The organism is Terrabacter sp. AAH1 (genome assembly GCF_054456855.1).
This window is the reverse complement of record NZ_JBTJJV010000003.1, coordinates 330,938-349,455: the sequence shown is the minus strand read 5'-3', so window position 1 is coordinate 349,455 and position 18,518 is coordinate 330,938. Positions and strand designations below refer to the sequence as shown.

The window sequence follows — 18,518 nt, the reverse complement described above, 5'->3', positions numbered from 1 at the left end:
TGCTCGGGTGCCTGGCGGGTGCCTGGCGGGTGCCCGTCGGGTCAGGCGTCGACGCGGCGGCGGCCCTCGAAGGCGCGCCCGAGGGTGACCTCGTCGGCGTACTCGAGATCGCCGCCCACCGGCAGCCCGGAGGCGAGGCGCGTCACGGTCAGACCGACGTCGCGCAGCAGACGGCTGAGGTAGGTGGCGGTCGCCTCGCCCTCGAGGTTGGGGTCGGTCGCGATGATGACCTCCTGCACCTCGCCGGAGGCCAGGCGGGTCATCAGCTCGCGCACGCGAAGGTCGTCGGGGCCGATGCCGTCGATGGGGCTGATCGCGCCGCCGAGAACGTGGTAGGTGCCGCGGAACTCACGGGTGCGCTCGATCGCCACGACGTCCTTGGGCTCCTCGACGACGCAGATGGAGGTCTGGTCGCGGCGCGCGTCGGCGCAGATGCGGCACCGCTCGGCCTCGGCGACGTTGCCGCACTGCTCGCAGAACCGCACCTTCGCCTTGACCTCGGTGAGCGCCGTGACGAGCCGCGTCACGTCGTCGGAGTCGGTCTGGAGCAGGTGGAAGGCGATGCGCTGCGCGCTCTTGGGGCCGATCCCGGGGAGTCGTCCGAGCTCGTCGATCAGGTCCTGCACCGCGCCTTCGTACACACCGCAACCCTAAGCCTGGAAAACCCCTGCTGCGGACCGCCGCACCGGTCTAGCGTGACGAGGAAGGAGGCACTGTGGCCGAGCAGCAGGCTGGACGGGTCGTGTCACGGCGGAGCGAGCGGATCCAGGACGCCGTGCCGTTCCGGATGATGTTCGGCTTCCGCATGCACTCCGGCTACGCGGAGGCCCGGCTCCGGCCGGGCGTGCTCGACCTCACCTTCGGCGACCCGCACGAGGTGGCGATGCCGGAGTACGTCGAGGCACTCCGCTCGGCAGCCCTGCCGCAGGACGAGCTGTGGTTCGCCTACAAGCAGAGCGAGGGGCCCGCCCAGGACGCCGCGGCCGCCTCGCTCGAACGTGTCGTGCCCCTCGGCTGGAGCGGCGACGACGTGCGGATGACAACCGGTGGCTTCGGCGCGATCACCGTCGCGATGAAGGTGCTCGCCGACCCCGGTGACGAGGTCGTCTACACGCTGCCACCGTGGTTCCTCTACGAGCCGCTCGCGCTCGAGGCGGGGCTCGTGCCCGTCAAGGTGAGAGCGGCCGAACCGAGCTTCGACCTCGACCTCGAGGCGATCGCGGCCGCCCTCACCGAGCGCACCCGCATCGTCGTGGTGAACTCGCCCAACAACCCGACGGGCCGCATCTACCCACCGGACCTCCTGCTCGGGCTCGCCGGCCTGCTCGCCGAGGCGTCGGCGCGCTTCGGGCACCGCATCTGGATCGTCTCGGACGAGCCGTACAACCGGATCGTGTTCTCCGGCAACGAGTTCCACAGCCCTGCGGAGTTCTACCCGCACACGCTGATCTGCTACTCCTACGGCAAGACGTTGCTCGCGCCGGGCCAGCGCCTGGGCTACATCGCCGTGCCGCCAGGCCTCGAGGGACGCGACGAGCTGCTCGAGGCGATCGACATGATGCAGATCGCCGCCGGCTGGCTCTTCCCCAACGCCGTCATGCAGCACGCCACGCCCCGGCTCGAGCAGCTCAGCCTCGACGTCGGCGCCCTCGAGGCCAAGCGTGACCGGCTCGTCGGGGCGATGCGCGAGATCGGCTACGAGGTCGCGGCACCCCAGGGCACCTTCTACCTGTGGCCCCGCTCCCCGCTGCCCGACGACGAGGCGTTCGTCGCCGACCTGGCGCAGCGGGGCGTGCTCGTCATGCCCGGTGCGCTGTTCGAGACGCCCGGCTGGTTCCGCATCTGCCTCACGGCGACGGCGGAGACGATCGAGGCCACGATCCCGCACCTGCGCGACGCCTTCGAGGCCGCACGCCGACGACGCCCCGGCGGGGTTGTCGAGGCGAAGGCGGGCCGGATCACCCACTGACTCCGCCCCGGCGGAGCTCCTGCGCGGTCAGCGCGCGGGGCCGTCGGCGAGGGCGCTCTCCCACCGCTGCTCGACCCGGCCGAGCCTCCAGACGGCGACCGCGACGAGCCAGGTGACGACGAAGAGCCCGACGATCCAGAAGCCGACGTCGGCGAGGTCGACCGACCCGATCCAGGCGACGGGTCCGCTGGTCACCCCGAGCTTGTCACCGAGCAGCCCGACGAGCTCGATGACGCCGACGACGAGGGCGACCGCGACCGACAGCGACGTGACGGTGATGTTGTAGTAGATCTTGCGCACCGGCCGGCTGAACGCCCAGCCGTAGGCGACGTTCATGAACGAGCCGTCGAGGCTGTCGAGGAGCGACATGCCCGCGGCGAAGAGCACGGGCAGCACGAGCACGGCATACCAGGGCAGGTCGGCGGCGGCCGCGCCACCGGCGATGACGAGCAGGCCCACCTCGGTGACGGTGTCGAAGCCGAGGCCGAAGAGCAGCCCGACCGGGTACATGTGCCACGGCTTGCGCACCGTCCGCGTGACCCGGCCGAGGATGCGGTTGAGGAAGCCGCGCTTGTCGAGCTGCCGCTCGAGCTCGGCCTCGTCGAAGTGGCCCGCGCGCATCCGGCGGAAGACCTTGAGGATGCCGACGAGGGCGGCGAGGTTGATCAGACCGATGAGCACGAGGAAGACGCCCGAGACGGTGGTGCCCCAGACCCCGGTGACCTGCTGCAGCGTCGACCCGTCGTCCTCGATCGCGCCGGCGAGCGCCCGGATGCCGAGGGCGAGCAGCATCACCATGACGAAGACGACCGAGCTGTGGCCGAGGCTGAACCAGAAGCCGACGCTCATCGGCTTCTGGCCCTCGCCCATCAGCTTGCGGGTCGTGTTGTCGATGGCGGCGATGTGGTCGGCGTCGAACGCGTGCCGCATCCCGAGGGTGTATGCCGTCACGCCGAGTCCCACGCCGAAGAGCTGGCCGGCGACGCGGTACTCCGCAGGGGCGACGACGAGGACGAGCAGGCCCCAGCCGAAGACGTGCAGCAGCGCGACGACGGCGGCCATGCCGCCGAGGCTGCGACGCTCCTCGCGGGTCAGCCGCGCGAGGCGCGACCCCTTCGCGGGTCGCGCGTCGGTCGCGAGGGGAGCGGTCACCACCCCACGCTAGATGCGACCCAGTCGCATCTGCAAGACGCGGGTGCGCGCTCAGGACGTCAGGCGGACGGCTCGCCCGCGGGCACCTCGTTGTAGGTGTCGGCACGCTCCTGGCCGCTCAGCGCGGCGATGGCGTCCATGACGCGGTCGGTCAGCAGGCGACGCGCCTTGCCGGCCGGCATACCGGCGTACTCCTCGACCCCGATCGGCTCACCGAACCGCACGGTCACCTTCGCCAGCTTCGGGAAGCGCGCCCCGACCGGCTGGATGTTCTCCGTGCCGATGAGCCCCACGGGCACGACCGGCACCTGCGCCGTGAGCGCGAGCCACGCCACGCCCGTGCGGCCGCGGTAGAGCCGACCGTCGCGCGAGCGCGTGCCCTCGGGGTAGATGCCGAAGGCGTCACCGGCCTTGAGCACCTCGAGTGCGGTGTCGAGGCTCTCCTGCGCCGCCGTCGCCGAGTGACGGTTGACGGGCACCATGCCCACCGCGCTGAAGAAGCCCTTGCGCAGCAGGCCGCCGACACCGGGGCCGGTCCAGTACTCCTCCTTGGCGAGGAAGCGCACCTGCCGCGGCGAGGCGAGCGGGATGGCGAACGAGTCGATGAACGACAGGTGGTTGCTCGCGACGATGACTCCCCCTTCGCGGGGGATGTTCTCCTTGCCCTCGATCGTCGGGCGGTACAGCGCATGGGACAGGGGGTACAGGAGGTTCCGCCCGAGGCTGTAGAACATGGCCCACAGCCTAGGGGCGAGCTCCGGTGCGCGGGTGAGGCGTCCGAGATCGCAGCAGCTCAGGCCCGCGCCCGCACCGTCCACGCGCTCGCGGTCACGGTGAACGGCGCCGCGGGCAGCAGCGCGCGGCACCGCTCGCGCAGCGCGGCCCGGCCGGCGTCGTCGAGCGCCTGCACGTGCGCGCCGGCCGGACCCACACCGAGCGTGTACGGCTCCCACCAGTCCTCGAAGCTCGCATGCTCGACGCTGACCGTGAGCGTCGTCTGCTCGATCTTGGTGAGACCGGCCTCGTCGCAGAGCCGGGCCAGTTCGCCCTCGTTGACGCCGGGCAGCCGCGACTCGTCGACGACGTCCGGGTCGAGATCGCGGGCCGCCTGCCAGAACGTCGTGAGCGGCCCGCTGCCGCCGCCCAGGTCCCAGACGCAGGCGGCGACCGTGCCGCCGGGCCGGGTGACCCGGCCCATCTCGTGCAAGCCGCCGACCGGGTCGGTGAGGAAGTGGACGACGAGCTGGGCGAGCGTCTGGTCGAAGAGGTCGTCGGGATAGGGCAGCCGCTCCGCCGTGCCCGTCTGCACGTCGAGAGTGGGGAACGCCTGGCGCAGGGCCGCCAGGAAGTGCTGGGACGGGTCGATCGCCGAGACGCCGTCGACACCGAGCCGCTCGACCAGCACCCGCGTCAGGGCTCCGGGACCGCAGCCGACGTCGAGCGCGCGGCTGGGCGCGGACACTCCGGCCCAGTCGGCGAACTGCTCGGCCAGCAGGTGCGAGTACCGCCCCATGAAGCGGTTGTACGAGCCCGCTGCCACCTCGAAGGTCACCCTGTGAACGTACCGCCGGCAGGGTCGGTGCGAGCCCCGAATCCGCAACGCTCACAACGGCAGTCGGCGCTCGCCGCGGTCGCGCCCGGGACGCGACGCCTGCTGCGGTGGTGCCGCGACCGACTCGCGGCACGGGCCGGCTCGCTGACGGCGGAGGGTCAGTCCTCGAGCTCCTGCACGACGCGGCCTCCGAGCACCTTCTCGATGACGGCTCGCCCGATGTCGTTGGACTGCTCGATGTCCTCGTCGTCGTCGCTCACGGCCGAGTCGTCGGTGACCGGCTGACGTGGCTCGTCGTCGTCCGACGAACGTGACGACGCCGAACGCGAACGAGCCTGGGCGAACGACTCCCGCACGGCGCTCGCTCCGCGCAGCGCCGAGTCGGTGGGAGCCCCGTCGACCGACCCGCTCGCGGCGCCCGCAGGTGCCGGAGCTGCCGGCGCCGCAGATCCCGAGGTTCGAGAGTCCGGCGGCCGGACCGTGCCCGCGCCGACCGCCGATGCGGGTCCGGGACCCCCGGACGAGGACGAGCCGGGGGCACCGGGGCTCGGCCGTGTGTCGTTTGCCGGCTCCGGCGTCGAAGGTCCGGTCGCCCAGTCGGGTGCCGGCCCCGTGGGGGCGCCCCAGCCGGCGTTCTCCTCGTGAGAGCGGCCCGAGGTCGGGCTCAGCCCCGAGTCGGCGAGTGCCGAGGCGCCGCGTCCGGTGCTGCCGGGTGCTGAGCCGCCGCCTTGCTGCTCGCCCGCTGCGCGGGCGGACTCATGACCCGCGCCGGCATCACCCCACGACCCGCGCGAGGCGTCGCTGCCGGCCGGATCGGCCGCTGTGGGAGCGGCCGGCTCGGCCGACGGCTCGGGATCGGGGGGCCCGGTCGGGACGGACCCCGGAGGCGGCGCCACGGGGGCCTGCTGGGCGGCCTCGACGTGGACGCCGTCGACGACGGCATCGACGCCGAGCTCGTCGATGAGCGCCTGTCGCACGATGTCGGCGTGGTTGCCGGCCCGGAAGGTCTGGGTCAGGCCCGCGGTCGCGATGCCGAGCGTCAGGGTGCGGCCGTCGAACGAGGTGACCTGGGCGTTCTGCGAGACGAACGTCCAGGTGAGGCGGCGCATCGTGAAGATGCGGCCCAGCACGTTGGGCCAGGCCCGGCGGATCGCGTCGGTGTCCATGCCGCCGCCGGAACCCGCCGGCGCCGCGGCTGACCCGGGCGCGCCGGACGCGCCGGACGCACCGGACGCACCGGGAGAGCCTGCTGCGGCACCGGACCCGCCCTCGGTGGGCGCAGCCACCCCGGCGCCGGGCGCCGGAGCACCTGCCGAGGCCGCTCCCCCTCCGGCGTCTCCGCTCGTACCGGACAGGTGCTGGGACCCAGACGCGCCGGAGTCGGCGGCGGACGGACCGCCGACGGACTCCTGCGGCGCCACGACGGGCGGGGCCCCGGCCTCTGCGCGTGCCGCGTCGACCCGTCCGGCGTCACCGGGCCCGGACCCCGCCGATGCAGCGGCGCCGGCGCCCGTGGACGCACGCCCGACCACGGCCTCGACGTTCGACCGCCCGCCACCGCCCATGCCGCCGGCCGCGTGGGACGGGCCACCGGTGGCGCCGCTCGAGGGCGGCGTGTAGTCGGAGACGGTGCGAGCAGGAGCGCTCACCCCCGCCGGCGCCGAACCCGAGGACGCAGGAACCGGCTGCGACGCAGGCGCCGGGCCGGACGGCATACCGAAGCCGCCGGAGGCGCTCGGGACGCCACCGACGTCGAGGCGGCGCTCGAGCCGGTCGAGGCGGGCGGCATACCCCTGCTCGCCCGAGGAGCCGGGCAGCAGGATGCGGGCGCAGATGAGCTCGAGCTGAAGGCGCGGCGCGGTGGCGCCGGTCATCTCGGTGAGCCCCGTGTTGACGATGTCGGCCGCGCGTGACAGGGCACCCGGGCCGAAGGCCGCCTGCTGGACGCGCATGCGCTCGAGCTGGTCCTCGGGCACGCCGCGGAGAACCTGGGAGACGCCGTCGGGGATGGCCGCGACGATGATGAGGTCCCGCAGGCGCTCGAGGAGGTCCTCGATGAAGCGGCGCGGGTCGTGGCCCGACTCGATGACCTTGTCGATCTGGCGGAACGTGGCTGCGCCGTCGCCTGCCGCGAGCGCGTCGACGGTGCTGTCGAGCAGCTCGCCGTCGGTGAAGCCCAGCAGCGACACCGCCCCGTCGTAGGTCAGGCCCTCGGCGCCCGAACCCGCGATGAGCTGGTCGAGCACCGACAACGAGTCACGCACCGAACCGCCCCCCGCGCGTGTGACGAAGCTGAGCACCCCCGGCTGGACGGCGACGTGCTCGGACTCGAGCAGCCGCTCCATGTACGCGGAGAGCTTGGCCGGCGGCACGAGGCGGAACGGGTAGTGGTGCGTGCGCGAGCGGATGGTGCCGATGACCTTCTCGGGCTCGGTCGTCGCGAAGACGAACTTCACGTGCTCGGGCGGCTCCTCGACGATCTTGAGCAGGGCGTTGAAGCCCTGCGGCGTCACCATGTGCGCCTCGTCGATGATGTAGATCTTGTAGCGGCTCTGCGCGGGGCCGTAGGAGGCGCGTTCGCGCAGGTCACGGGCGTCGTCGACGCCGCCGTGGCTGGCCGCGTCGATCTCGATCACGTCGACCGAGCCGGGGCCGCCGCGCGCCAGGGCCGTGCACGACTGGCACGTGCCGCATGGCTCGGGCGTGGGCCCCTGCTCGCAGTTGAGGCAGCGGGCGAGGATGCGGGCGCTCGTCGTCTTGCCACAGCCACGCGGACCGCTGAAGAGGTAGGCGTGGTTGACCCGTCCCGTGCGCAGCGCCTGCATCAGCGGCTCGGTCACGTGCTCCTGCCCGATGACGTCGGCGAAGCTCTCGGGCCGGTAGCGGCGGTACAGGGCGGTGGCCATGCCGGAACCCTAACCGTCCGGGCCGACGCCGGTCTGCCCGGTGAATCCGGCCGGTGAACACGACCCGACGGTTCGTGGTCGAGCCGCGAATCGGGTGGTGACTGTCGGCGGGCCGACCTAGGGTCGGAAACACTGCGGCCCGGGTGCGACGCGCACCGTCAGCGACCGCCTGGAGGAGGTCCCGATGCCCGATCCGCTGTTCCCCGCCACACCCTCGAGCTGGGACGCCGACACCCTGGTGGCTCGCTACGACGAGGTGCGCACCCACACCGAACGCCTCGCAGCCCCGCTGTCTCCCGAGGACCAGACCGTCCAGTCGATGCCCGACGTGTCGCCGACGAAGTGGCACCGCGCGCACGTGACGTGGTTCTTCGAGACGTTCGTGCTCGCCGACAACGAGCCGTCGTTCACGCCCTACCAGGACCGGTACTGGTTCCTCTTCAACAGCTACTACGAAGGCGTCGGACCCCGCTACTCCCGCGCCGAGCGTGGCCACATCACGCGTCCCGGCGCCCACGACGTCGGCCTCTACCGCGACAACGTCGACTCCCGCATGCGCGAAATCGTCACCCGCCTCGACGGCGGCGCTCTGGAGAAGCTCGTCTCCACGATCGAGCTCGGCTTCCACCACGAGCAGCAGCACCAGGAGCTGCTTCTCATGGACATCAAGCACGTGCTCTCGGTCAACCCGCTCCAGCCCGCGTATGCCGGCACCCCCCTCACGCCGTCCGAGCCCGACTCGCTCGGCTGGGTCGACGTCGAGGGCGGCCTCGTCGAGGTCGGGCACCGCGGCGGCGGGTTCTCCTTCGACAACGAGCTGCCGCTGCACCAGCAGTGGCTCGAGCCCTACCGGCTCGCCGACCGTCTCGTCACCAACGGCGAGTGGCTCGAGTTCATGGCCGACCGCGGCTACGAGCGGCACGAGCTGTGGCTCTCCGACGGCTGGGCCCGCGTCGGCGCCGAGGGCTGGCGCGCACCGTTCTACTGGCGCGAGCACGACGGCGTCTGGTTCGAGCACACCTTGAGCGGCACGCGCCCGGTCGACCCCGGGCTGCCGGTGAGCCACGTCAGCCACTACGAGGCCGACGCGTACGCCACGTGGGCCGGCAAGCGGCTGCCCACCGAGGGCGAGTGGGAGCACGGGGTGATCGCCGACGGGCAGGCCGAGCCGCCCTCGAGCGGCGCCAACCTCGCCGACCTGCAGAGCTTCCACCCCCGCCCGGCCGGTCCCGCGACCGGGCACTTGCGCCAGGTCTACGGCGACTGCTGGGAGTGGACGTCCTCGGCGTACCTCGCCTACCCCGGCTACCACCCACCGGCAGGCGCCATCGGCGAGTACAACGGCAAGTTCATGTCCGGCCAGATGGTGCTGCGCGGCGGCTGCGCGCTGACGCCTGCCGGCCACGCCCGGGCCAGCTACCGCAACTTCTTCCCACCGGGCTCGCGATGGGCGCTGTCCGGGGTGCGTCTCGCCGACGGCGGGGTGCGGTCGTGACGCGCCGCGAGCCGGTCGTGACGGTGGCGCTCGACCCCGACTGGGCCGCAGGCTCACTGGTTTCCGACGTACGCCGCGGGCTCGGGTCGCAGCCGCGCACCCTGCCGCCGAAGTGGCTCTACGACGACGCGGGCTCCGACCTCTTCGACGAGATCACCCGCCTGCCCGAGTACTACCCGACCGAGCGCGAGCGGGCCATCCTGCGGTCGCACGCCGACGACATCGTGGCGGCGTGCGACGCGACGACCTTCGTCGAGCTCGGCAGCGGCACGAGCGACAAGACGCGCACCCTGCTCGACGCGTTCACCTCGACGGGCCGCCTGGAGCGGTTCGTCCCGGTCGACGTCTCCGAGCAGACCCTGCGTGACGCCGCGGCCATGCTCTCCGAGCGCTACCCGTCGTTGAGGGTCGAGGCCCTCGTCGGCGACTTCACGCTGCACCTCGGGCACCTGCCGCGGGGCGACCGGCGCCTCGTGGCGTTCCTCGGCGGCACCATTGGCAACTTCTACGTCGAGGAGCGGGCGGCCTTCCTCGGGGCCCTGCACGACAGCCTCGAGCCGGGCGACTGGTTCCTGCTCGGCACCGACCTCGTCAAGAGCGCCGACCGGCTCATCGCCGCCTACGACGACAGCCGCGGTGTCACGGCACAGTTCGTGACCAACTGCCTGCGGGTGCTCAACCGCGAGCTGGGCGCCGACTTCGACGTCGACGCCTTCTCCTACGTGCCGTTCTGGGACCCCCGGCAGGAGCGCATGGACCTCCGGCTGCGCGCCGACATGCCGCAGCGCGTCACGATCCCGGGCGCCGACCTGGTCTTCGACCTCGCGCACGGCGAGGAGATCCGGGTCGAGATCTCGACGAAGTTCCGGCCCGAGAGCCTGCGCGACGAGCTCGGCGCCGCGGGCTTCACGGTCGAGCGCGGGTGGACCGACCCCGACGGCGACTTCGCCCTCACCCTCGCCCGCCGCGACGGCTGAGGGCCGATTGGGCGATCCGGCGGGGCGTGGGTGAGACTGGGGCCTCGAGTACGACACGACGTAGGAGACGCCCCGCATGACCCCTCGCACCCTGTACCGCCGCCTCGCCGCCGCGGAGGTGGTCACCTGGGCGTTGCTGCTGCTCGGCATGGTCCTCAAGTACGTCACGAAGACGACCGAGCTCGGCGTCAAGGTCTTCGGCCTGGCCCACGGCGTCGTCTTCATCGCCTACTGCCTGGTCACGCTCCTGCTCTGGGTCAACCAGCGCTGGACCGCTCGCGAGGGCGTGCTCGGCCTGCTCAGCGCCGTGCCCCCGTTCCTCACCGTCTGGTGGGAGCGCAGCCTCGAGCGGCGAGGCCGGCTCGAGGGCGGCTGGCGCCTCGGCCGCGACGGCGAGACGCCGTCCAACCCGGCAGAGCGCGCGGTCGCGGCCCTGCTCGCCCGGCCGCTCGTGGCGGTGGGTGTCGGTGTGGTCGCCGTCCTCGCCCTCACCGGCGTGGCCCTGGTCGTGGGGCCGCCCGTCGGCACGCAGGGCTGACACTCCCCACCCAGCCAGACGGCATACGGTGTCGTGAGCCTGGCACCGAGCCACGGCTGGACGGCGAGGAGACGAGATGGCCGCGGTCGCGGTGCTGAGTGGCGAGGTCCGCGCGGAGGGCGTCGGCAAGACGATCGACGAGACCGCCCTGCTGCTGCCCACCGACGTGCGAGCCGACCCCGGCGAGTGCGTCGTGCTGCGCGGCCCCAACGGGTCGGGCAAGACGACGCTGCTGCGCATCATCGGCGGCCTGCTCGTGCCCACCACGGGGACCGCGACGATCGGTGGCCGCGAGGCCGACGAGCGCGACCGGGCGGTGCGCGCCGCCGTGGCCGCCCTGCTGGGCGCCCCGACGACCTACCGCGACCTCACCCTCATCGACCACCTCGTCCTCATCGACTCGACGTGGGGCGGCGAGCCGGCGACGTCCGACGACCGCGGACTCGCGCTGCTCGACCGGCTCGGCATCGCCCACCTCGACGACCGCTTCCCGCACGAGCTCTCGTCGGGCCAGGAGCAGCTCTTCCGCCTCGCCCTGACCTTCTCGCGGCCCTCGTCCGTCGTGCTGCTCGACGAGCCGGAGCAGCGGCTCGACACGACGAAGCGCCAGGTCGTCGCCGAGCTCATCCGCGAGCGCACGTCGGGCGGCACGACGGTCGTCATGGCCTGCCACGACCCGGACCTCACGGCGAGCCTCGCCGACCACGTCGTCGACGTCGTCCCCGCGCGCTGATGCCGGCGGACGCACGCGACGGGGCCGAGCACCTCGACGTCGACTACGACGACCACGAGCTGCTGGGGCAGGCCGACTGGGTGATCGGCGGCGGGGCCGCGCGCAAGGCCCGACGGCAGGGCCTGTATGCCGGCTACGTCCTCTTCCTCGGCGCCCTCGTCTACGGGTTCCCCATCGCGCAGACGGTGTTCCGCACGTCAGATGCCGCCCGGCTGGGGCAGCAGCTGCGCTCCCCCGTCGCGGTGGCCCTGCTCGTCGCGTCGGTGCTCGCGCTCCTCGGGGCGGTCGTCTTCGCGGGGCGGTTCCGCGGCCCGGTGGTGCCGCCGATGCCGTGGATCGATCTCGTGCTGGGTGCGCCCCTCGACCGCGCCCTGGCACTGAGACGGTGGTGGCGGTACGCCGCCGCCGGCGGGCTCTTCGTCGGAGCCCTGAGCGGGCTGACCATCGGGGCCGGGCTCGCGTTCGCCGGCGTCGCCGGGCTCGTGACGATGGCGGCGACGACCGTGGCCGGCACGGCCCTCGGGGTGCTCGCGAGCCGCCTGTGGCTGTGGTCGCAGGTGCGTTCCTGGCCCGGGCCGGACCGCAGCCTCAGCCTGCTCTGGCGGGTTCCCGACGCGCTGCGCGAGCTGCACGCCGAGTCGCTGCGCGCCCACTCGGCGAACACGTCGACCCTCGCGGGGTCGGCGCTCACCGGCAACCTGCGCACCGCACGACTGGCCCTCACCCGGCCGGTGCACCACGGGCGTACGGCGAGGCTGCGCGCCGGCCGACCCTTCGGGGTGCTGGTGCGTCGGGACGTGCTCGGGCTGCGCCGCACCCCCGGCGCCTTCCTCTCGGGGCTCGGGCTCACCGCCCTCGGCGGCGCCATCGTCACCTGGGCCTTCGTCCAGCCGGCCGCGCCGAGCATCGCCGCGACGATCGGTCTCCTGCCGCTCTACCTCGGCTTCGGCGCGTGGGCCGAGGGGCTGCGGCTGCAGGCCGACAACGTCGGTGTCCCCTCCCTGCTCGGCGCCAACGAGGTCATCGAGGCGGCGGCGCACGCTGTCACGCCGACCGCGCTGACCGCGGTCGTGCTCGGGGTCTGGGCGGGTGTGGCGGCGTTCCTCGGACCGGTGCCGGCGAGCGCCGGGCTCTCCCTGCTGCTCGTCCTCGTGCTGGTCGTGGCCGGCAACGTCATGGCCGCGTTCCGAGGGTCGCCGACGTTCTCCCTGCAGCCGCAGATGGTCGTCGCCTGGTACGCCATGCCGGCCCTCGTCGTGGTCGTCATGGGCTCGCTCGTGGCGGTGCTCACCAAGGCCGGCCGCTACTCCTGGCTGGCCGTCATCAGCTGGGTCGCCTACGGGCTGCTGGCGTGGGCGTTCTCCAGGGTGCGGCGCCTCACCTACCTGCACCGGGCCTGAGCGGCAACGGCTCGCGGCCGCCCCTCGTGTGTGGTTGGGTTCGGGCCCATGAGCCAGCTGCGCACCCGTGACGTCGTCGAGGCGGACCTGCCTGCCATCCTCTCGATCCGCAACCGGTCGTTCGGTCCGCTCGGCATCGGCGGCGAGGACTGGTGGCGGCGCGTCTCGGCCGAGACGCTGGGCGGCCGCATGCTCGCGGTGGTCGACGAGTCCGACCGGGTGCTCGGCGCCGGTCGCATCCGGCCCTTCGAGCAGGCCTGGGGCGGCCGCCACCTGCGCATGGGCGGCGTCGCCGGGGTCTACGTCGAGCCGAGCGCCCGCGGCGCCGGCGTGGCGACCACCCTCACCCGGGCCCTGGTCACGCGCATGGGCGAGCTCGGCGACGTGGTGTCGTGCCTCTTCCCGACGACCGCGACGCTCTACCGCCGCTCGGGCTACGAGATCGGCGGCACCCAGACGAGGACCACGTATGCCGGCCACCTCCTCCGCGACGTCGGCTCGGCAGCTGCCGGGCGGTCCACCGGCACAGGCGCATCCGCGGTGCGCCCGGCGACGCCCGACGATGCCGAGCTGATGGAGGGCCTCACGCGCGAGGCCCAGGTGCGGCACGGCGCCAGCGGCCCGATGGTCCCGTCCGCGGAGACGTTCCGCGGCATGCTCGAGCGCGACGAGCTCATCAGCTATGTCGCCGACGACGGCTTCGTCGTCTACGAGCTGTCCGACGGCGCCGTCACCGTCGAGCACCTCGTGGCCGGCTCGGTCGAGTCCGCAGCGGCGCTCTGGGGCATCGTGGGATCGGGGTCGTCCGCGGCCCCGACGGTGCACACCTACCTCGACCCGCGTGACCCGGTGACGCTCGCCGTCGGCGGGATGGCGGCGAGCGAGGTGCGCCAGACGCCGTGGATGGGCCGGGTCGTCGACCTGACCGCAGCGTTCGGGGCCCGGGGCTTCGCGGCCCACGCCGCGGTCGAGGCCGCGCTCGTCGTCGACGACACCGAGGCTCCGGTCAACTCCGGCGCGTGGACGCTGTCGGTGGCTGCCGGGCGCGGCACGGCCACGTGCGACGAGGCGGCCGATGCCTCCGCGCTGCGGGTCGGCGCCCGGGGACTCTCGGCACTGTGGTGCGGGTGGTCGGTGTCGCGCCTGCGCCAGGCCGGCCTCGCCTCGGGCGGCTCCCCGGACGGTGACGCCGCCCTCGACGCCGTCTTCGCCTCGACGCCCTACATCACCGAGTACTTCTGAACCCACCCACCATCGAGAAAGCGATCAGGGCCTCGGTGACGAGGCGTTCTCTGGATCGAAGACGCACGCACACCCTCCCGATCGAGAGAACGCTCCGTACGCCTGCCGGCGCTCACACGCAGCCCCCAGCCCGATCGAGAGAACGCCCCGTCACCGCGTGCAGCAGTGACGGAGCGTTCTCTCGATCGGGCTGGGTGGGCGGGTCAGGCGGGGCGGGTCGTCTTCTCGGGCGAGGCCGCGGCCGGCTCGGGCTCGCGGACGGCCGGCAGGGCCAGCAGGGCGATGACGGCCATCGCCCCCACGACGAGCAGCGAGCGCAGCACCCCGACGTGGTCGCCGAGGAAGCCGAGCAGGGGTGGTCCGGCGAGGAACGCGGTGTAGCCGATCGTCGAGACGACGCTCATGCGAGCGGCGGCGCGTGCCGGGTCGTCCGCGGCCGCGCTCATGCCGACCGGGAAGCCGAGGCTCGCGCCGACGCCCCAGACGGCCGCACCGACGAAGGCCAGCACCGGGCCGCCGAAGACGACGAGCACGCAGCCGACGACGGCCGAGACGAAGAGGACCCGCAGCACGGGGATGCGGCCGCGTTGGTCGAGCAGCCGGGTGCCGAGCAGGCGACCGGCGGTCATGGCGGTGAGGAACACCGCGAAGCCGACGACGCCGAGCCAGCGCTCGAGGCCGTAACCGTCGGACAGCGCGACGGCCACCCAGTCGTTCGCGGTGCCCTCGGTGAAGGCCGCCGCGAGCACGACGACGCCGATGAGCAGCGTGCGCGGCTCGCGCCAGGCGGCGCCGATGCCGGCCTTCTGCTTGACCTCGCTGCCCTCCTCGTCGACCTCGACCGAGCGGGGCAGGAACGCCTTGAGGAACCACGGCGTGACGAGCAGGAGCATCACGACGACCCCGACCAGATGAGCAGCGATCGACACCTGCAGCGCCGACAGCCCGGCTCCGACGAGGGCGCTGACGACGGTGCCGCCGCTGAAAGCCGCGTGGAAGTGCGGCATGATCGCGCGACCGAAGAGCCGCTCGACGGAGGCACCCTCGAGGTTCATGCCGACGTCAAACACACCCGTGCCGATGCCGACGAGGAAGAGCCCGGCCATGACGACGCCGCGGTTCTGCAGCTCGGTGACGCCGATGCCCACGGCGACGAGGCCGGCGCCCTGGGTCAGGGCCGCCCCGAGCAGCGTGCGAGCCGCGCCGAGGTGGTGCACGATCCAGCCGGAGAGAGGCAGTCCGAGCACCGAGCCGAGCGATGCCGCGAGCAGGGTGACACCGAGCTCTCCGGCGGACAGCGCCAGCTCGTGCTTGAGGTCGGGCACGCGGGACGCGAAGGCCGCGAAGGCGGCGCCGTTGATGGCGAACGCCGTGAAGACGGCAGTCCGGGCGGTCCGGGCGGTGCGGACGGTGGTGGCCGGCGGGGCGCTGGCGGCGGACATGCGACAAGCCTCTCAGGTACGGTCTGCACGACTCTCGAATCGTTTCGACTCGAATCGTTTCGATAGCATGCCCCCATGGTCGCCGCAGGTCAAGCCCGCCCCACGCTCCGCGACGTCGCCGAGCGGTCCGGCGTCTCGGTGTCGACGGCCTCGCTCGTGTTCAGCGGCAAGGGGCCCGTCGCCGCGGCCACCGCCGAGCGCGTCCGGGCCGCCGCGGCCGAGCTCGGCTTCACCGGTCCGAACCCCCTCGGCTCCTCGCTGCGACAGGGCCGGGCCGGCGCCGTCGCCGTGCTCGTCGAGGGCCGCCTCCAGCAGGCGTTCCGCGACCCGTTCGCGGTCGCCGTGCTCGACGGCCTCGCCGAGGAGCTCGAGCGGGTGCCGACCGGCATGCTGCTGCTCGCCCAGCCGAGCGGCGACCCGGCATCCGTCGTCCCCCAGCTCGCCGGACTGGCCCTCGACGCCCTCGTGTTCTCGCTCTGCGGTCCCGGCGAGCAGCCCGCCGTCGAGCACCTCGCAGCACGCGGCATACCGATGTTCAGCACCGGTGTGCCCGCCGACCGCCGGATCACCCAGGTGCGCATCGACGAGCGCGGCTCGTTCGCCGAGGTGTCGCGACACGTCCAGGCGCTGGGGCACCGGCGGGTCGCGTCGGTGGCCATGCCGCTGGCCGGCACCGGCGAGCCCGGCCCGGTCCGCGAGGAGCTCGCGGTCGAGAAGGACGCCGGCATCCCGTCGATCGGACGCCTGCTCGGCTTCAGGGACGTGTTCGGGCCGGACGCCACCGTCGTCCAGACGAGCGACGGCTCCTCGGTCGAAGGCGGCATCGTCGCCGGCCGGGCCCTGCTCGACGTGCCCGAGTCGCGCCGGCCCACGGCGATCGTCGCCCAGTCCGACGTCATCGCGGCGGGAGTCATCATCGCCGCGGAGGAGCTGGGTCTCCGCGTCCCCGACGACCTCAGCGTGACCGGCTTCGACGGCGTCGACCTGCCGTGGCTGCCGCACCGCATCACCACGGTGGACCAGCGGGGCCGCGAGCGGGGCCGGATGATCGGCCGGCTCGTGCGCCGCCGCCTCGACGGCGCGCGACCGCGCAGCGCCACCGCTCCCGTCTCGCTGCGTGAAGGCACGACGACGGGCCCTCCCCCCTGACGAGGGTGACCCCCCGGGAAAAGGGACACCCCGCGTACCTGGAAGAGCTCTCCTACCCTTGCTGCATTCCTGCCCTGGGGGAGTTCGGAGAGGTACCACCACGCGGGGTGCCGACAGCGAGTGTATGCCGCCGCCTTGGTCAGCCGGAAATCCGGCCCCTGCTCGGGCCGAGGACCTTGGCCTCTGGCGCCGTCCCGAGGAGGTCGGCGAGCGTGGAGGCACCGAAGGAGGTCGTCATGTCGACCGTCGAGCACCGCCCCGAGCCCCGCAACGAGCCCCGCAACGAGCCCGGCAACAAGCCCCGCAACGAGCCACTCAGCCCGGACCCGCCCTCGCCTCCCCGACAGCGTCGGGAGCGCCGAGCTGCGATCGGGCTGGGGGTCGCCGGCCTCGTCGTGGCGGCCGTCGCCCTCCTGGTGCCGGACTCCACCGCGGCCGAGGTGTGCTGGACGGCCGGCTTCGCGCTCCTCTTCCTGGCCCTGGTCATGGTGGTCGTCCGCGTCGTCCACGCCCGGGGAGAACGGCTCAGCGTGCTGCCCAGCAGCGTTGCCGGCTGGGCAGCGTTGGCCTGCGTCGTCGTCGGCGTCGCGCTGATCCTCACGCCCGTCGGCGAGGTCAGCCTCCTGCTCGGTGTGGCGGCCGCGGCCCTCGGAGTCGGGGCCGTGACGGTGCGCCGTGAGCGCGCGCTGCCGGTCATCATGCTCCCGCTGTTCGCCGGCAGCTTCGTGCTGGCGTTCCTGCTGGGCGAGCTGCTCCTCGGCCACGAGTGACCGAGGCCCCTCCCCGGACCGGGAGCCTTCACAACGCAACAGCCCCGCCGCGCGGGGCGCGGCGGGGCTGTTGCGTTGGCGGAGGATGGGGGATTTGAACCCCCGAGGGTTTTATCCCAACACGATTTCCAATCGTGCGCACTAGGCCACTATGCGAATCCTCCGTCGGGCAGGCTACCGGAGGCTGACCCCGCACAAGAAATCGGCGTCGCCGACGACGTCGGGCAGGAGCAGAATCACGGCCATGCCCCCTCGCGAACGGGTCCCCGTCGACACCGACGTCCGATGGATCCACGGCGCCCCGTCCCCGCGGCGCCGCCACGACCCGCCGCTGCAGGTCCACGAGCTCTCACCCGGCACGTGCCTCGTCCGCCAGAGCAAGGACCTCACCTTCGAGGCACCGTTCATCCTCCTGCTCCTCGGGACCGAGCGGGCGCTGCTGCTCGACACCGGTGCCGTCGACGGCACCGAGCTGCGGCGCACGGTCGACCGGCTCATCGAGGGCCACGCGCCCGCCGGAGCCCGCGACACGGCATACGGCCTCGTCGTCGCCCACACCCACGGGCACGGCGACCACGTCGCGGGCGACGCGGCGTTCGCCGACCGGCCCCACACGACCGTCGTCGGGCACGACGTCGCAGCCGTGCGCGCGCACTTCGGCTTCACCGACTGGCCGGCGGAGGTGGTCACGTTCGACCTGGGCGACCGGGTGCTCGAGGTGTTCGGCATCCCCGGCCACCACGCGGCCTCGATCGCCGTCCTCGACCCGACGACCGGCCTGCTGCACACCGGCGACACCGTCTACCCGGGGCGCATCTACGTCGAGGACTCCGACGCCCTCCTCGACACCCTCGACCGCCTCGTCGCCTTCGCCCGCGATCGGGAGGTCACGCACGTGCTCGGCTGCCACGTCGAGATGACCGGCCGGCCGGGGCGTGACTACGCCCTCGGCTCCCGCTACCAGCCCGACGAACCGCCGCCCTTGATGACCGTCGCCCAGCTGGCGGCCGTCCGCGACGCCTTCCGGACCGTCGCCCACCGCCCGGGCATCCACCGGTTCGACGACGTCGTGTTCTGCATCGGGGACGGTCCTCGGGTGGTCGTGCCGCTCCGGGCGCGCGCCCTGCTCGAGCGGGCGCGCTGGCTGCTGGGCCGGTCCCGTTGAGACCGGATTGCCGCGCGCGCCCCGCGGC

At 73.2% G+C, this 18,518-nt stretch carries 16 protein-coding genes, 1 tRNA gene and 1 other RNA gene; 10 read left to right on the top strand and 8 right to left on the bottom strand.

Features of this window, described 5'->3' with window-relative positions:
* Window positions 1–41: 41 nt before the first annotated feature.
* Window positions 42–641 carry a recombination mediator RecR gene (gene recR / locus ACXR8F_RS07705; protein WP_458799462.1) on the bottom strand — a complete coding sequence of 200 codons (600 nt, stop codon included), beginning with the start codon at window positions 639–641 and terminating at the stop codon, window positions 42–44.
* 74 nt (window positions 642–715) lie between these two features.
* Here recR and ACXR8F_RS07700 point away from each other — a divergent pair, with 74 nt between their 5' ends.
* Window positions 716–1,969 carry an aminotransferase class I/II-fold pyridoxal phosphate-dependent enzyme gene (locus ACXR8F_RS07700; protein WP_458799460.1) on the top strand — a complete coding sequence of 418 codons (1,254 nt, stop codon included), beginning with the start codon at window positions 716–718 and terminating at the stop codon, window positions 1,967–1,969.
* Window positions 1,970–1,996: 27 nt separating this feature from the next.
* Here the strand turns inward: ACXR8F_RS07700 and nicT are convergent, their stop codons facing one another.
* The 4 genes from nicT to ACXR8F_RS07680 form a co-directional block, all read right to left on the bottom strand.
* Window positions 1,997–3,121: a Nickel transporter NicT gene (gene nicT, locus ACXR8F_RS07695; protein WP_458799458.1), complete on the bottom strand. Its 1,125-nt coding sequence runs from the start codon at window positions 3,119–3,121 to the stop codon at window positions 1,997–1,999.
* Between the two features lie 59 nt (window positions 3,122–3,180).
* Complete coding sequence (locus ACXR8F_RS07690) at window positions 3,181–3,855, bottom strand: lysophospholipid acyltransferase family protein (protein WP_045190801.1); 675 nt, start codon at window positions 3,853–3,855, stop codon at window positions 3,181–3,183.
* Window positions 3,856–3,914: 59 nt separating this feature from the next.
* Window positions 3,915–4,673, bottom strand: a complete 759-nt coding sequence (locus ACXR8F_RS07685) for a class I SAM-dependent methyltransferase (protein ID WP_458799456.1) — start codon at window positions 4,671–4,673, stop codon at window positions 3,915–3,917.
* 158 nt (window positions 4,674–4,831) lie between these two features.
* Window positions 4,832–7,579, bottom strand: a complete 2,748-nt coding sequence (locus tag ACXR8F_RS07680) for a DNA polymerase III subunit gamma and tau (RefSeq protein ID WP_458799454.1) — start codon at window positions 7,577–7,579, stop codon at window positions 4,832–4,834.
* Window positions 7,580–7,763: 184 nt separating this feature from the next.
* Here ACXR8F_RS07680 and egtB point away from each other — a divergent pair, with 184 nt between their 5' ends.
* The 6 genes from egtB (at window position 7,764) to ACXR8F_RS07650 (ending at window position 13,964) form a co-directional block, all read left to right on the top strand.
* A complete protein-coding gene (gene egtB / locus ACXR8F_RS07675; RefSeq protein ID WP_458799452.1) occupies window positions 7,764–9,074 on the top strand; it encodes an ergothioneine biosynthesis protein EgtB in 1,311 nt (436 codons plus the stop codon).
* Complete coding sequence (egtD, locus tag ACXR8F_RS07670) at window positions 9,071–10,051, top strand: L-histidine N(alpha)-methyltransferase (protein ID WP_458799450.1); 981 nt, start codon at window positions 9,071–9,073, stop codon at window positions 10,049–10,051. Before egtB ends, egtD begins: the two co-directional genes overlap by 4 nt.
* A 76-nt stretch (window positions 10,052–10,127) precedes the next feature.
* Window positions 10,128–10,589 carry a DUF3817 domain-containing protein gene (locus ACXR8F_RS07665; protein WP_458799448.1) on the top strand — a complete coding sequence of 154 codons (462 nt, stop codon included), beginning with the start codon at window positions 10,128–10,130 and terminating at the stop codon, window positions 10,587–10,589.
* Window positions 10,590–10,665: 76 nt separating this feature from the next.
* Complete coding sequence (locus ACXR8F_RS07660; protein WP_045190729.1) at window positions 10,666–11,322, top strand: ABC transporter ATP-binding protein; 657 nt, start codon at window positions 10,666–10,668, stop codon at window positions 11,320–11,322.
* A complete protein-coding gene (locus tag ACXR8F_RS07655) occupies window positions 11,322–12,722 on the top strand; it encodes a hypothetical protein (RefSeq protein ID WP_458799446.1) in 1,401 nt (466 codons plus the stop codon). The genes ACXR8F_RS07660 and ACXR8F_RS07655 overlap by 1 nt, the downstream gene beginning before the upstream one ends.
* A 48-nt stretch (window positions 12,723–12,770) precedes the next feature.
* Window positions 12,771–13,964 carry a GNAT family N-acetyltransferase gene (locus ACXR8F_RS07650; RefSeq protein WP_458799444.1) on the top strand — a complete coding sequence of 398 codons (1,194 nt, stop codon included), beginning with the start codon at window positions 12,771–12,773 and terminating at the stop codon, window positions 13,962–13,964.
* A 203-nt stretch (window positions 13,965–14,167) separates the two neighbouring features.
* Here the strand turns inward: ACXR8F_RS07650 and ACXR8F_RS07645 are convergent, their stop codons facing one another.
* The gene (locus ACXR8F_RS07645) at window positions 14,168–15,406 is read right to left on the bottom strand and encodes an MFS transporter (protein ID WP_458799442.1); all 1,239 of its coding nucleotides are present in this window, start codon (window positions 15,404–15,406) and stop codon (window positions 14,168–14,170) included.
* A 75-nt stretch (window positions 15,407–15,481) separates the two neighbouring features.
* Here ACXR8F_RS07645 and ACXR8F_RS07640 point away from each other — a divergent pair, with 75 nt between their 5' ends.
* Window positions 15,482–16,555, top strand: coding sequence for a LacI family DNA-binding transcriptional regulator (locus ACXR8F_RS07640; RefSeq protein WP_458799440.1), 1,074 nt, complete (start codon window positions 15,482–15,484; stop codon window positions 16,553–16,555).
* An 18-nt stretch (window positions 16,556–16,573) separates the two neighbouring features.
* Here the strand turns inward: ACXR8F_RS07640 and ffs are convergent.
* Window positions 16,574–16,670: signal recognition particle sRNA small type (ffs, locus tag ACXR8F_RS07635), an RNA gene on the bottom strand.
* A gap of 97 nt (window positions 16,671–16,767) precedes the next feature.
* Here ffs and ACXR8F_RS07630 point away from each other — a divergent pair.
* The gene (locus ACXR8F_RS07630; protein ID WP_458799438.1) at window positions 16,768–17,325 is read left to right on the top strand and encodes a hypothetical protein; all 558 of its coding nucleotides are present in this window, start codon (window positions 16,768–16,770) and stop codon (window positions 17,323–17,325) included.
* A 76-nt stretch (window positions 17,326–17,401) separates the two neighbouring features.
* Here the strand turns inward: ACXR8F_RS07630 and ACXR8F_RS07625 are convergent.
* Window positions 17,402–17,489: transfer RNA gene (locus ACXR8F_RS07625), tRNA-Ser, on the bottom strand.
* 80 nt (window positions 17,490–17,569) lie between these two features.
* Here ACXR8F_RS07625 and ACXR8F_RS07620 point away from each other — a divergent pair.
* Complete coding sequence (locus ACXR8F_RS07620) at window positions 17,570–18,490, top strand: MBL fold metallo-hydrolase (RefSeq protein ID WP_458799436.1); 921 nt, start codon at window positions 17,570–17,572, stop codon at window positions 18,488–18,490.
* Window positions 18,491–18,518: the final 28 nt, after the last annotated feature.

What these genes read in the sequence shown, in the direction of transcription:
- ACXR8F_RS07690 (WP_045190801.1), bottom strand. Translation starts at nt 3,855, where the DNA reads ATGTTCTACAGCCTCGGGCGGAACCTCCTGTACCCCCTGTCCCATGCG.
- ACXR8F_RS07680 (WP_458799454.1), bottom strand. Translation starts at nt 7,579, where the DNA reads ATGGCCACCGCCCTGTACCGCCGCTACCGGCCCGAGAGCTTCGCCGAC.
- egtB (WP_458799452.1), top strand. Translation starts at nt 7,764, where the DNA reads ATGCCCGATCCGCTGTTCCCCGCCACACCCTCGAGCTGGGACGCCGAC.
- ACXR8F_RS07665 (WP_458799448.1), top strand. Translation starts at nt 10,128, where the DNA reads ATGACCCCTCGCACCCTGTACCGCCGCCTCGCCGCCGCGGAGGTGGTC.
- ACXR8F_RS07660 (WP_045190729.1), top strand. Translation starts at nt 10,666, where the DNA reads ATGGCCGCGGTCGCGGTGCTGAGTGGCGAGGTCCGCGCGGAGGGCGTC.
- ACXR8F_RS07655 (WP_458799446.1), top strand. Translation starts at nt 11,322, where the DNA reads ATGCCGGCGGACGCACGCGACGGGGCCGAGCACCTCGACGTCGACTAC.
- ACXR8F_RS07650 (WP_458799444.1), top strand. Translation starts at nt 12,771, where the DNA reads ATGAGCCAGCTGCGCACCCGTGACGTCGTCGAGGCGGACCTGCCTGCC.
- ACXR8F_RS07645 (WP_458799442.1), bottom strand. Translation starts at nt 15,406, where the DNA reads ATGTCCGCCGCCAGCGCCCCGCCGGCCACCACCGTCCGCACCGCCCGG.
- ACXR8F_RS07640 (WP_458799440.1), top strand. Translation starts at nt 15,482, where the DNA reads ATGGTCGCCGCAGGTCAAGCCCGCCCCACGCTCCGCGACGTCGCCGAG.
- ACXR8F_RS07620 (WP_458799436.1), top strand. Translation starts at nt 17,570, where the DNA reads ATGCCCCCTCGCGAACGGGTCCCCGTCGACACCGACGTCCGATGGATC.